We start from the raw sequence: 14311 nt of genomic DNA, 5'->3' as shown, positions 1-14311 counted from the left end.
GATTTTCTCTACCTTTGTACCACTTTTAAAGCGCATTGAATATTCATTATAACATACAAGTGCTATGATTCTATTTTTCAGAACACCCACAAACAGTGTGATTGCCACGGAATGCAATCAGGAACTGAATGCTGAAGACGTCAAGAAACTATGCTGGCTGTACAGCGATGCCACTGTGGAAAACGAAGACAACCTGAAAGGATGGTTCATCGGCCCACGCCGTGAAATGATTACTCCATGGAGTACAAATGCGGTTGAAATCACCCAGAACATGGGTCTCAACGGTATCCGTCGTATCGAGGAATACTTCCCGGTGAAAGATGAAAATGCCGACCACGACCCGATGTTGCAACGTATGTATCACGGACTGGATCAGGAAATTTTCACGGTAGACATCAAACCGCAGCCTATCATATACATCGAAAACCTGGAAGAATACAACGAAAAGGAAGGTTTGGCGCTGTCACGCGAAGAAATGGACTACCTGATGAAGGTGGAAAAGGATCTGGGCCGCAAACTGACTGACTCGGAAGTATTCGGTTTCGCACAGATTAACTCTGAACACTGCCGCCACAAAATTTTCGGTGGTACGTTCATCATCGACGGACAGGAAATGGAGTCTTCTCTGTTCCAGATGATCAAGAAAACTACACAGGAAAATCCTAACAAGATTATCTCGGCTTACAAAGACAACGTAGCTTTTGCCGAAGGTCCGGTGGTAGAACAATTCGCTCCGGCCGATCACTCTACTTCTGATTACTTCATTATTAAAGATATTAAGACCGTCATCTCACTGAAAGCGGAAACACACAACTTCCCGACTACCGTAGAACCGTTCAACGGTGCGTCTACTGGTACAGGTGGTGAAATCCGCGACCGTATGGGTGGTGGTAAAGGTTCATGGCCGATTGCCGGAACTGCCGTATACATGACTTCTTATCCGCGTACAGACGAAGGACGCGACTGGGAAAACATTCTGCCAGTGCGCAAATGGTTGTACCAGACTCCGGAACAGATTCTGATCAAGGCATCAAACGGTGCTTCTGACTTTGGTAACAAGTTCGGACAGCCGCTGATTTGTGGTTCTGTTCTGACTTTCGAACACGAAGAAAACAACGAAAAATATGCTTACGACAAGGTTATCATGCTGGCAGGTGGTGTGGGCTACGGCACACAGCGCGACTGCTTAAAGGGTAGCCCCGAAGCAGGAAACAAGGTCGTAGTCATGGGTGGTGACAACTACCGCATCGGTCTGGGTGGTGGTTCCGTTTCTTCTGTAGAAACAGGACGTTACTCTTCAGGCATCGAGCTGAACGCTATCCAGCGTGCCAATGCAGAAATGCAGAAACGTGCTTACAACGTGGTACGTGCATTGTGCGAAGAAGACGAAAACCCGATTGTATCTATCCACGACCACGGTTCTGCCGGACACGTAAACTGTCTGTCTGAGCTGGTGGAAGACTGCGGTGGTCTGATCCACATGGACAAGTTGCCTATCGGTGACGAAACACTTTCTGCCAAGGAAATCATCGCCAACGAATCACAGGAACGTATGGGCTTGCTGATTGACGAAAAAGCCATCGAACATGTACACAAGATTGCAGAACGCGAACGTGCACCGATGTACGTGGTAGGTGAAACTACCGGCGACCATCGTTTTGCCTTCGAACAGGCTGATGGCGTACGTCCGTTCGACCTGGCCGTAGACCAGATGTTCGGCTCTTCTCCGAAAACTTATATGGTGGACAAGACTGTAGAACGTCATTATGAAAACGTTTCTTACGATGTCACCAAACTGAATGAATATTTGCGCCGCATGCTGCAGCTGGAAGCTGTAGCCTGCAAGGACTGGTTAACCAACAAGGTAGACCGCTCCGTAACAGGTAAGATTGCCCGCCAGCAGTGTCAGGGTGAATTGCAGTTGCCGTTGAGCGACTGTGGTGTGGTTGCCCTCGACTACCGTGGCGAAAAAGGTATCGCTACTGCACTGGGACATGCTCCGCAGGCTGCCTTGGCTAATCCGGAAGCAGGTTCTGTACTGGCTGTATCAGAAGCACTGACCAACCTGGTATGGGCTCCGCTGGCAGAAGGAATGGACAGCATTTCATTGTCAGCCAACTGGATGTGGCCTTGCCGTGCACAGGAAGGTGAAGACGCCCGTCTGTACAAAGCAGTGAAAGCATTGTCAGACTTCTGCTGCGAACTGCAAATCAACGTGCCGACCGGTAAGGACTCTCTGTCAATGACACAGAAATATCCGAACGGTGAAAAGATTATCAGCCCGGGAACCGTTATCGTTTCTGCCGGTGGTGAAGTATCCGACATCAAGAAAGTGGTTTCTCCGGTAATGGTCAACAAACCGAAATCTACCTTCTATCATATTGACTTCAGCTTCGACCAGCTTCGTCTGGGTGGTTCTGCTTTCGCACAGTCACTCAACAAGGTAGGTGATGACGTGCCGACTGTACAGAATCCGGAATACTTCCGCGATGCATTCCTGGCTGTTCAGGAACTGGTGAACAAAGGCTTGATTCTGGCCGGACATGATATTTCTGCCGGTGGTTTGATTACTACCCTTTTGGAAATGTGCTTTGCCAATACAGAAGGTGGTATGGGAATCAACCTCGACAAGATTAAGTGCGACGACATCGTGAAGATTCTGTTCGCCGAAAATCCGGGTGTAGTTATCCAGGTAGCCGACAAACACAAGACAGAAGTCAAGAAGATTCTGGAAGATGCAGGTGTAGGTTACGTGAAGATTGGTGTGCCGACTGAAGAACGTCACATTCTGGCAACTCTGCACGATGCAACTTACCAGTTCGGTATCGACTACTTGCGTGATGTATGGTATTCTACTTCTTACCTGCTCGACCGCAAGCAGAGCATGAACGGCTGTGCCAAGAAACGTTTCGAAAACTACAAGCAGCAACCGCTGGAATTTGTATTCGACAAGTCATTCACCGGCAAGCTGTCGCAGTTCGGTCTCGATCCGAACCGTCGTACACCGAGCGGCATCAAAGCAGCCATCATCCGTGAAAAGGGAACTAACGGTGAACGTGAAATGGCTTACATGCTGTATCTGGCAGGCTTCGACGTAAAAGACGTAACAATGACCGACCTGATTAGCGGACGTGAAACACTGGAAGACATCAACATGGTAGTTTACTGCGGTGGATTCTCTAACTCCGACGTACTGGGTTCTGCCAAAGGATGGGCCGGAAGCTTCCTGTTCAACCCGAAAGCAAAGGCTGCCCTCGACAACTTCTACGCTCGCGAAGATACATTGTCACTGGGTGTCTGCAACGGTTGCCAGCTGATGATGGAACTGGGACTGATTACTCCGGAAGACAAGAAGAAAGGCAAGATGCTGCATAACGACTCACATAAGTTTGAATCCAACTTCCTGGGTGTAACCGTACCGATGAACCGCAGCGTGATGTTCGGCTCACTGAGCGGCTCTAAACTGGGTATCTGGGTAGCTCACGGAGAAGGTAAGTTCTCGTTGCCTTATCCGGAAGACCACTACAACGTAGTGCTGAAGTATTCATACGATGAATATCCAGGCAACCCGAACGGTTCAGACTACAGCGTAGCCGGTATCGCCAGCCAGGACGGCCGTCATCTGGCCATGATGCCTCACCTGGAACGTGCTTGCTTCCCATGGGAAAACGCATACTATCCGCTTGACCGCAAAGAAGAAGACCAGATTACTCCGTGGATGGAAGCCTTCGTAAATGCCCGCAAGTGGGTGGAAGCCAACCGTAAAAAATAATCCGATATACGAGATTGCATGAAAGAAGGAGTGCTATTGCACTCCTTTCTTTTTATAGAAACGACAGTTCTTATATAATTGATAGTTACTTTGAAAGAAACCCACAAAAAACGGCACATAAATCCGAGTAACCAGATTTATGTGCCGTTTCTATATGATTACTATCAGAATCGGCATTTCCCGATTCTCTTTGGCCTATTGGAAAAGTTCCTTCAATTTCTCAGCTAAAGCCTCACCTCGCAAATTTTCACCAACCATCACACCGTCTGCATTAATCAGATACATTGTAGGTACAAATTTCACCTTATAGAGTGCAGCGACTCCTGTTTCATCCAGGAAGTTCGGCCAAGGAAGTCCCTCTTCTTTCAAAGCTTTCTCCCAGTCAGCCTTCTTTTGATCGATAGAGATACTTACAATCTCAAAACCTTTTTCGCTATATTGTGCATAAAGCTTCTTCAGGTTCGGAATCTCTTTCCGACACGGGTTACACCAGGAAGCCCAAAAATCAATCAGCACATATTTTTTTCCTTGTCGTAATGTGGAAAGGGCTACTTCCTTTCCTGATTTATCTTTAACCTTAAAATCGGGTACCACCGTACCTTCTTTACCTGCCGGATAAAGCTCTTCTTTTACCTTCTGCCCGTAGTACGACTCCTTGGCAGCAGAAGACAATGCTTCATACCAAGGTTTCATATCCTCACTCAAATAGCTGGTAAACGAAATCATCATCAATGGCCCCCAGAATGAATCCTTGTTCGCCATGACTACCTGATGATACAGTGAATCTACCGTAGTAAAAAATACCTTATCGGCAGCTGCCCTGGCTTTACCATCCTCACTCTGCCGAAGTTCCTTAATTTTCGCCTGATCCTTTGATTTATAAGCAGCCATCATCAAGCTGTCAAAAGCAGCAAATTTACGGGCATTGAAGGCATATAACGAGTCCAGATACGTCCGCGCAGACAACAACGAATCATAACGCGCACTCAGCGGAGAACCCTTTACCGACAAAGAAGACAGATTATAGGAAACTCCCCCGTCAGATTCCTTCTTGGCCACCAGCTTTCCCGTAACCTCCATCTGGGCATTTTCCAACATAAGATTACGCGAACCATACGCATCTTTCACCAATAAATGAAAAGCTCTTGGCTCTTCCATTGTTCCTGTAAACACAAACTGCCCGTTGACTACCGTCGTATCGGCAAAAGGCAATTCACTGTCATGGCTTACCGGTACCAACTGCACATGCGTGCCGTCGGGCAAGCCTTCAATATTACCTTTCAACACATAGCCATCTACTTTCGGCTGACTGCCGCATGACAGCATCATCAAACCTAAAATGGCTAAACCAGAGATTTTCTTCATTTTCATAATAATGTTTATTTAGATACATTTTGTTCTATCGATCCGTTTCCAGGATTATTAAGAGCTCCTGCCGGAAAAGGCATGGTCCATAAATGAGACGTCGGACTCAAACTATATTCCTTCCCCTCATAAGTTTTGATTAAAGTACTGGCATACGTACCTTCCAGATTAAAACGACGGGCGTCTGCAAAAGGAACAATAGAGAATATCAACTCATTATCTTTGGTACGACGAATCAGAGAAAGAGCCTCCTCCAGTGTAGCAGCTGTAGCCGGCTGATACTTATCAGGACGAATACGGGTTATCCGCACGGAATTCAGAGTATTCATAGATTCAGCATAATCATTGTTCTGAGCTAACCGAGCCTGGCATTCCGCTTTAATAAGATACGCTTCACAAGTTGTCAAACCGCCATGATTGAAGAAGCCAGACTCCAAAGCCTTATAATATGTATCATTATTGTCTACCTTCAATTTCCAGCGTGAAAGGAAACGAGCATCTCCTTCTTCAAAACGTCCAGCTCTTTCTACTGGTATGTTGTATTCATAACTATCAAAGTTTGACTGTACTCCATAACGCAAATAATAATTTTCCACATAATCATATTGCATAGGGGTAACAATCTTGTCATAATTATCCGGATCGTCAATTGCCGCCTGATGTTCCTCATAAAATGCATTCCAGTCAAAAAGCTGATTATTCTGTTCCAAAGCCAGGTTCGCATAGCGCAAAGCCTCGTCATAATTCTGCATCTGCAAGTACACACGAGCCAACAAAGCATAAGCAGCTCCCAAATTCGGATGAATAGCCGTCATGGATTGTGCTGGAATTCCCATCTCAATGGCTTCTTTCGTATCCTGTATGATAAAATCATACATTTCCTGAATAGAAACCTGCGTATAAGGAGCATCAATATCCGCACTGGTAATAAGAGGTACACTACGCTTCTCTGCTGCCGTAGCCTTGTCATACGTATCGGCATAATAATTAACCAGCACATCGTAACAAAGTGCACGTATCACTTTTGCATACGCCATCACTTCCTTTCGCTCTGCATCTGTAGCTTCTGTAGCTGTAGGTGCATTTGCGATAATCAGATTACAACTGGAAATAGCTCCATAAAGTACATAATAAGTCCCCTCATCCGCATTATTCAGCATAATACGGTCAGCTGATTCATCCCACATATAATTAGCCTGGCTCAAGCTCGGAGTATTTACCTTCGCATTTGTCAGATATACATCATTCAACAAATACAAGGCATTTTCTACAGGCGTTCTGCTGATGGTATACTGATCACGCAATAAAGCTTCAAAATCCGCCAAAGTCGTAGGTATCTTATTACCTTTCGGTGCAATATTCAGGTAATCATTACATGAGCTGCATAAAAAGCATGCCAATGTAATACAGAAATATATAATTCTATTCATAAGTTTCATATTACAAAAATCGAGGTTAAAAATTCAGATAAACGCCACACAGATAATTAGGTTTCGTATATCCACCAAGCAAATACTTGGCATTACTGCTCTTGGCTACCATAAATACATTTTCCATACCCAGCATGATACGTGCATTCTTCAAATATAGTTTATGACACACACTGGCAGGTATACGGTATGTCAATGACAAATTTCTTAGACGCCAGTTAGTAGCATCAATCACGTTAATGGACGAATTGGCATACATGCTTTGGTAGTTATAGTTGTACAATTCACTCTCAGATGAAATATAGCGCGGCACATCTGTGTAAGCCTCATCGCCCGGTTCACGCCAACGATTCTCTATGTCTTTGCTTACGACTCCCATACCTGAAGAGATAAAAGCCACATTGGTATTACGCATTTTGTGCCCTCCTTCAAACAAGAACTGAGCAGCCAGTTCCCAGTTCTTCCAGCGCAAATTCGTATTAATAGAACCATTGTAAACCGGTACGGTAGTTCCCAAATAAACTAAATCTTCAATCTCAGGAGGAGTCATATCGGTGTATAAATTTCCTTTGGCATCGTACACCTGAGGAGTTCCCGTTTCACTCAGTCCGGCCCACTGGTATCCGTAAATCGCATTGTACGGATTTCCCACACGAGGATAAGCCGTCGGATAATCAATTACCAGATACGACACAGGAGCTTCTACATTAATATAAGTTACCTTATTCTTATTGTAGCCCAGCACACCGCTGATATTCCAATTCCAGTCGTTATTCCGAATTACATCTCCTGACAAGGTCAATTCAAATCCCTGATTCGTCATTTTTCCGTTATTAATGGAATAAGTGCTGTACCCCCATCCTTCTGTAGGAACTCCGTTCGTGTTAGCCAGCAAGTCTGTACCCCGTTTGTTATAATATTCAATAGAACCATTCAATCGATTTCCCAACAAGGCAAAATCTACTCCCACATTCAATGTAGTGGTCTTTTCCCAACGCAAGTTCGGATTTGGACGGCTTGAAATAGTTCCCTGGATACCTCCTACCTGATTATTGTTACTGTAGTAAGCAATCATATAAGGAGCAGAGTTTTTGGCAATATTACCTCCGATACCATAACTTGCACGCAATTTTAGCATATTCACCCACGATACATGGAAAAACTTTTCCCGATCCACATTCCATCCAGCTCCTACTGACCAAATAGGACGTTTCTGATATTTGGAACCCGTAGAAAACAAATTGGTCTTATCCCAGCGAATACTACCGCTTACCATATATTTTCCATCGTATGTATAAGCTGCGTTACTATACACAGACACATAGCGGTTAATCAGTTCACGGATATAAGCAAAATTCTGCTGTCCGAATGATGCATATCCCCATTGTCCACGGAAATTACTCAACGCTCCCGCATCAATCAAGCTATACGTAAGCAACTGAGGGTCATAATTATAAAGTGTACGATCATTATATTCCAGTTTATTTTCCCGTGTTTCAGTACCTAAAATCATAGTTACATCATGTACATCCGCAAATGTTTTATTGAAATCCAACTGCTGACGGAAATTATACGCATGTGTCGTATTGGAAGAAGTGAAAAAGATGTTTCCATACGGCAAGGCAAAAGTGGATGTTCCATCATTATTGGAAGTAGAGAATGTATTCACTTGATTACGTACTTCGTAAGAGTCCTTGCTTTTCAGTTGTTCTGTCTTATATTCCGCATATTCATACTGAAAAGAAGCTGTATACTTCAACCAGTCGGTAAATTTGAATGTCAAACGAGCAAATGTTCGGTTGCTGAAATCACGGTTCTTAGTCTGGTTCATTTTTATTTCATCTAAAGGAGTAATATCCAGATTGTACAATCCGTTGTTATGCAGCAAATTCAAGTTGTACAAGCTATAACGTTCCTCTTCTGTATTGGTGTAATACGTACCGTCACCATTTACCAGCCCATTGTACGGCATATAAGTATACCCCGGTGAGAAAAGGTTAAATGACTGCGTAGTACCTTTCCCATAGTTCAAATATGTACCTACATCCAAGGTAAGCCAGGAAGTCATCTTCGTAGAATTCTGCAAATTGATGCCAATGGTTCTATTCTCTGAATACTTATCCTCCAGCTGATTGTTACGATAGGAAACAGACGCATTAAAAGTGTTCTTTTCGGTACCTTTACCGATATTCAGATTATATTGCTGTGAAAAAGGATTACGCTTACCGTATTTTTCTATATCCCGATAATACCGATAACCTTGTGAAGCCAAATTCGTCAGATTACTCTCCATCTGATCACGAGAGATGTGTCCCGCATAATAATTCAAGATATTGCGTATGCCAAGTGAAGAATAAGACATATTATCCAGCACTGTTTGGGCGTAGCTTTGTACATTATCCCCACTCAAATGCGGATTCTGTCTGGCCCATTCACGCTCCAGCTCTACCATAGTAGAAGACCCAGCCAAATATTTATCTGCATACGTGTCGTACGGCTGTACTGTAAGAGTGGCCGAGAAAGAAACATTCAGTTCATCTTTCTTAGCCCGTTTGGTAGTAATCACCACTACTCCATTCGCTGCACGTGCTCCATAAATAGAAGTAGCTGCTGCATCCTTTAAAACAGTGATGCTTTCTATATCTTCCATATTCAAATCGGGCACACTTTCAATCCAGTTTCCATAGCCGTCGTTCGTAGTCTTTTCCACGGGAAATCCGTCAATCACATATAACGGAGTGGTCAACCCATTCATGGACGTAACTCCACGAATCTTGCCATCACTGTATCCTGCCACGCGTCCCTCGAGCATAGAACCCATATCGCTCAAACGCTGTGTTTCCAATTTCTTGGCATCTACCTTTGAAAATGCCCCTGTGGCACGCTCTTTTGAAATAGTCTGATAACCTGTCACTACTACCTCATCGAGCAGTTCTGTAGAAGGTTGAAGAGCAATGTAATAATCATTAGTTGCCGTCAGCTTAATGCGCTGAGATGTATATCCTAAATAAGAAGCCTCTATTTCCTTCGTGCCATACGGAAGTGTCAAAGTGAAATGCCCTTGTATATCCGTAATGACCGCTGCAATCGATCCTTTAGGGTCATCATTCACCTGTTTGACATGAGCTGCAGGAAGGGGTTCCTTGTTTTCATCGACTACAATGCCATGAATGGTACGGTTTCTCTGAGCATAAGCTGGAGAGACAGACAAGACCAACATAGCACACAGTAGCAAAAATTCCATTTTGAGCCGAATGTCGTGCAATACGTTTTTTTCCATACTTACATCTTTTTTAGAGGTTATAGACTTATGTCCTCAGACATTTTTACGATTCTCTCGTTGCAAAAATGTAAAAAAAAGATATAACTTTAACAATAAAGACGTATCCAAGTTCGACAATTGTTACATTAGGACAACATTTTGTTATAAAAAGGCAGTATCATGCATTCTTATGCATAGACATTACCTTGTTACGGTATTGTTTGGGAGGAACTCCTACCGTATTCTGGAATATTTTGTAAAACGTACTCATTGAATTAAACCCTACTTCTGCCGCTACAGCCTTAAGGGGAAGATCTGTTTCCGGATCACTCAATAAGCGAATAGCTTCATTAATTCGATAATTATTGATATATTGAGTAAAATTCTGTTGAGTTTGTTCATTGATGACTTGTGACAAATAAGTCCGGTTAGTACCTAATAAATCAGCCACCCGTTCCTTCGTCAAAAAATTCTCTTTATACACCGCATCTTCCTGCATAAGCTTTTCCAGACGCTGAAACAATGAATTCTTTTTCTCATTTGTCAGTGAAGAAGCAGCGTATTTTTCACTCATTGGAGACGATGCAGAAACACTCTCCTGTTGTGCTCGCAGTAAAGTAATGACTTCTCTTAACTGCTGTTCTTTTCGGATAGCTTCCTGATGCTGACAAACGATACGGGTATACAACTGATTTTGCCGTTTATAACGATACCACAAAGCAAATACTACCAGCAAAATAATGACCAAAGTACCCATTAAAGCCTGCTCCTTCTTTTCCTTTTGCAGCAAAGCCAGCTTACCCTTTTTAATCTCATTTGCCTGATGCTCCGTATCATATTTAATACGAAGTTCACTCAAGACTTTTTCTTTATCCGTATTAAAAATACTATCAGTTTCCTGCTGAAGCTTACGTTGCCAGGCCAATGCCTCCACATATTGACCCATATTCTCATAACAAGCCGATAAAGTGGTTATCACCTTATTACGATGAATTTCGCAATTCTCTTCCTTTGTATAAGACAAAGCCTTAAAAAGCAAATCTATTGCTTCCTTGTTTTTTCCTTCTTCTGCCAAAGCTTTGGCATATTCATTCAACAACAATACTTTATAGGAGGTCTGATTAATATCATTTAAGGACAGTCCCTTTTTATAATATTCTACGGCCTGTTCCCGATTGCCTTTTGCAAACTCAATCATCCCATAAATAGCATATACATTTCCTTGATTATAATATTCATTCTGCTTCATTATAAATTCAGCTTCTTGTATATAAGGTAAAGCCTTATCATATTCATGAAGCAAATAATACATATAAGATGCATCCAAGGCTCCAATAAAAATAAGATAAGCAGAATTTAACTGATGCCCTAACTCATAAATCTGTAAAGAATAAGTAAGTCCGGCCGGGTCATCTTTCAAAAAATACACACTGGAAACATTACCAAGCAGAATAGCTTCCAATTCTTTATAATGGCATCGGTGAGCGGCTTCTATCCCTTCAAAGAAATAGTGCAATGCTGAATAATAATCCCTATGAATATTGCTGGCATAAAGTCCCATCCCATTATATATAGAACATAAAGCTGAATCGTTCCTCTCACTTTCAGCCAACAATTTAGCCTGCCCAAGATGGTTTATTGCAGTCGTATCTCCCAACATAATACACGCCTGCCCCAATCCAATATGTGCATAAAGAACACCAAACTTATAATCTTGCTTTTCATATCCTACCTTAAACAGTCTTTCCCCATATTCTACAGCTTTATGATAATCAGCCTTATGCAAATAAAGAAAACATAATTCTTTCAAGGCTCTCATATCTTCAGGATTGCGCTTCAATATCTGTTCCTGCTGCTGAATGGCAGGAAGAATCGTTTCTTGTGCAGGAATCCGAACTCGTATTCCAATAATCAAAAAAACAATTAGTATGTATTTTAGTTTCAAATTCATCCAGTTATTCTCTCTCCTAATATAACATTTTTATCACACAAAAACACATTTCAGTTCATTTTGATACCCCACAAATAATTATAAAATCTTTTTGCAGTATTTATCTCTCTGTTCAATTCCATGCAAACTTACAGAAAATCTTTCTCTTTATGCCCATATCAGCAGAAAAAATCAAGTCAAATACCCCAATGACTCTTTTACACTTCCCTCTTGAGTTGGCTATAAAAACATTTAAGGAACAGAAACAAACGACTTTACCATAAAGATTTTTATTGCAAAAAGAGGAAGTATTCTTCCATCCCCTTTATTTATGTCAAAAAAGAATGGTTATGTGTTGGATTTTGTAAATATAAACCGTACTTTTGCTTGCGTAGCTAAAAGAACATTCAAAAAACTTATAAAATAAGATAACCATGAAAGAAATAGACTGGTCGAATCTGTCTTTCGGATACATGCGGACAGATTACAATGTACGTTGCTACTATCGCGACGGAAAATGGGGAGAACTCGAACTCTGTTCAGAAGAAACCTTGAACATTCACATGGCTGCCACTTGTCTGCACTACGGACAGGAAGCTTTCGAAGGACTGAAAGCCTATCGCGGAAAAGACGGTAAAATCCGTATCTTCCGTCCGGAAGCTAATGCAGAACGTCTGCAAAGCACTTGCCGGGGTATCCTGATGCCAGAACTTCCGACTGAAAAATTCTGTGAAGCTGTGAAGAAGGTGGTAAAAGCCAACGAACGCTTCATTCCTCCATACGAAAGTGGTGCTTCTCTTTACATCCGTCCGCTGCTGATTGGTACAGGTGCACAAGTAGGTGTACATCCTGCCAGCGAATACATGTTTGTGGTATTCGTCACTCCGGTAGGTCCGTACTTCAAGGGTGGATTTGCCACTAACCCATACGTAATTATCCGCCAGTACGACCGTGCAGCACCACTCGGAACCGGTACATTTAAAGTAGGTGGTAACTACGCTGCCAGCCTCCGCGCCAACAAAATGGCACACGATGCAGGATACGCCAGCGAATTCTATCTGGATGCAAAAGAAAAGAAATACATCGACGAATGTGGTGCAGCCAACTTCTTTGGTATCAAGAACAATACCTATGTCACTCCGCTGTCAACCTCTATCCTGCCCTCTATCACCAACCGCAGCTTGATGCAGCTGGCTGAAGACATGGGAATGAAAGTAGAACGTCGTCCGATTCCGGAAGAAGAACTGACTACCTTCGAAGAAGCAGGAGCTTGCGGTACAGCAGCCGTAATCAGTCCTATCGGCCGCATTGACGACCTGGAGAACCAGAAGTCATACGTCATTGCAAAAGATGGCAAACCAGGCCCTATCAGCGAAAAACTATATCACAAGCTGCGTGGCATCCAGTACGGTGACGAAGCTGATCCATACGGATGGGTAACTGTATTGGACTAATAATTATCCTTTTTACCATAAAAAAGTCCGAAGCAAAACACGTTTCGGACTTTTTTTATAATATACAACTTCTGACATAGACTATCTCTTCTCAAACGAACGGAAAAAGCGCAATAGCTCTCCATTCGCCCGATTATCGATTTCCGTCTCTCGCATCTCTTCAAACAAATTTAGGGTAGCAGGGCATTCCCCACAAATATCAATACCTATGACCTGCTCTTGCCGAAATACAACGGCCAACAACTGCTCCAGTTCTGATAAAGTCAGTGAACCTTGATCCCAGTTGGTTATTGCAGAAGAAGGGTCCAGCACATCTTTATCTATAGAAATATAGACAGGTTCACTCACATGCTCAGAGGCAAACGCTTTCCAGCCTGCTTCCTGATCCAAAGAAGATTCACTATAAAAATGGATACGGTCACCATATTCCTTTGGAACTTCCTGTAACAAACGGTCTGAAGCACCGGCAATAATAACCTTTTTACAATTCGTATTCGTATCGAGCACATCTTTTACCCAACTTCCGCACGACAAGATATGTTCAAACAAAGGAGGCTGCATGTCAGGATGATGATCAAACACCAGTAAAGCAAATGGAGTAGTCAGCTTGTCAGTCCAAAATTTCGTCACATAATGATAGTTTCCTGAATCTATAAAATGAATTCCCAGCGGAAAATAATCTGCTATCATGCGCTGCAAGGCAAAAGCACCTTCTTCATCACAATAGCATTCAGTTCCATTCAAATGCTGGCAGTCCAGCCACACAAACTGACGATTCCGAGCAAAAGGCTCATAATTGTACACTCCTGTAAAATTCATCACAACCACCGGCCTCGAATTCCGGCTAAATACTGCTTGAGATTGATGATTCATATACTTTCCTCCCATTCTTCAAAATACACCTTAAAAACGAGGAAAAGAGACTGACACCGGAAACTCTTTTCCCATTGTCTATAGGCTATAAACAGAAAAAAGCTGTAACCAAATAGTTACAGCTTTTTATCTCGGCACGGGAAGAGAGGCTCGAACTCCCGACACTCGGTTTTGGAGACCGATGCTCTACCAACTGAGCTATTCCCGTGTTTGCGGTTGCAAAAG

At 42.9% G+C, this 14311-nt stretch carries 7 protein-coding genes and 1 tRNA gene; 2 read left to right on the top strand and 6 right to left on the bottom strand.

Translation table 11 applies throughout. The annotated features are described in order from the left end of the window. Window positions 1–64 precede the first annotated feature (64 nt). Window positions 65–3772 carry a phosphoribosylformylglycinamidine synthase gene (gene purL / locus WKT20_RS07135; RefSeq protein ID WP_340417096.1) on the top strand — a complete coding sequence of 1236 codons (3708 nt, stop codon included), beginning with the start codon at window positions 65–67 and terminating at the stop codon, window positions 3770–3772. A gap of 195 nt (window positions 3773–3967) precedes the next feature. Here purL and WKT20_RS07130 read toward each other — a convergent pair whose 3' ends face one another. From WKT20_RS07130 to WKT20_RS07115, 4 genes are all read right to left on the bottom strand, one after another. Further along, complete coding sequence (locus tag WKT20_RS07130) at window positions 3968–5143, bottom strand: TlpA disulfide reductase family protein (protein WP_118242469.1); 1176 nt, start codon at window positions 5141–5143, stop codon at window positions 3968–3970. An 8-nt stretch (window positions 5144–5151) separates the two neighbouring features. Then, window positions 5152–6567, bottom strand: coding sequence for a RagB/SusD family nutrient uptake outer membrane protein (locus tag WKT20_RS07125; protein ID WP_118242544.1), 1416 nt, complete (start codon window positions 6565–6567; stop codon window positions 5152–5154). A 25-nt stretch (window positions 6568–6592) separates the two neighbouring features. Beyond that, on the bottom strand, window positions 6593–9847 hold the full coding sequence (locus WKT20_RS07120) for a SusC/RagA family TonB-linked outer membrane protein (protein ID WP_370859450.1): 3255 nt from the start codon (window positions 9845–9847) through the stop codon (window positions 6593–6595). A 160-nt stretch (window positions 9848–10007) separates the two neighbouring features. Beyond that, on the bottom strand, window positions 10008–11744 hold the full coding sequence (locus tag WKT20_RS07115) for a helix-turn-helix domain-containing protein (protein ID WP_182423961.1): 1737 nt from the start codon (window positions 11742–11744) through the stop codon (window positions 10008–10010). A gap of 449 nt (window positions 11745–12193) precedes the next feature. On the opposite strand from WKT20_RS07115, the gene WKT20_RS07110 reads away from it, so the two are divergent. Further along, the gene (locus WKT20_RS07110; protein ID WP_117700630.1) at window positions 12194–13213 is read left to right on the top strand and encodes a branched-chain amino acid aminotransferase; all 1020 of its coding nucleotides are present in this window, start codon (window positions 12194–12196) and stop codon (window positions 13211–13213) included. 81 nt (window positions 13214–13294) lie between these two features. Here the strand turns inward: WKT20_RS07110 and WKT20_RS07105 are convergent, their stop codons facing one another. Together WKT20_RS07105 and WKT20_RS07100 are read right to left on the bottom strand one after the other, a co-directional pair. After that, window positions 13295–14086, bottom strand: a complete 792-nt coding sequence (locus tag WKT20_RS07105; RefSeq protein ID WP_445323269.1) for an arginase family protein — start codon at window positions 14084–14086, stop codon at window positions 13295–13297. 135 nt (window positions 14087–14221) lie between these two features. Next, window positions 14222–14294, bottom strand: a tRNA-Trp gene (locus WKT20_RS07100). Window positions 14295–14311 lie beyond the last annotated feature (17 nt).

It is taken from the genome of Phocaeicola sp. ICN-14070, from assembly GCF_037892625.1.
Classification (GTDB): domain Bacteria; phylum Bacteroidota; class Bacteroidia; order Bacteroidales; family Bacteroidaceae; genus Phocaeicola; species Phocaeicola plebeius.
This window is presented reverse-complemented; position numbering and strand designations above follow the sequence as displayed.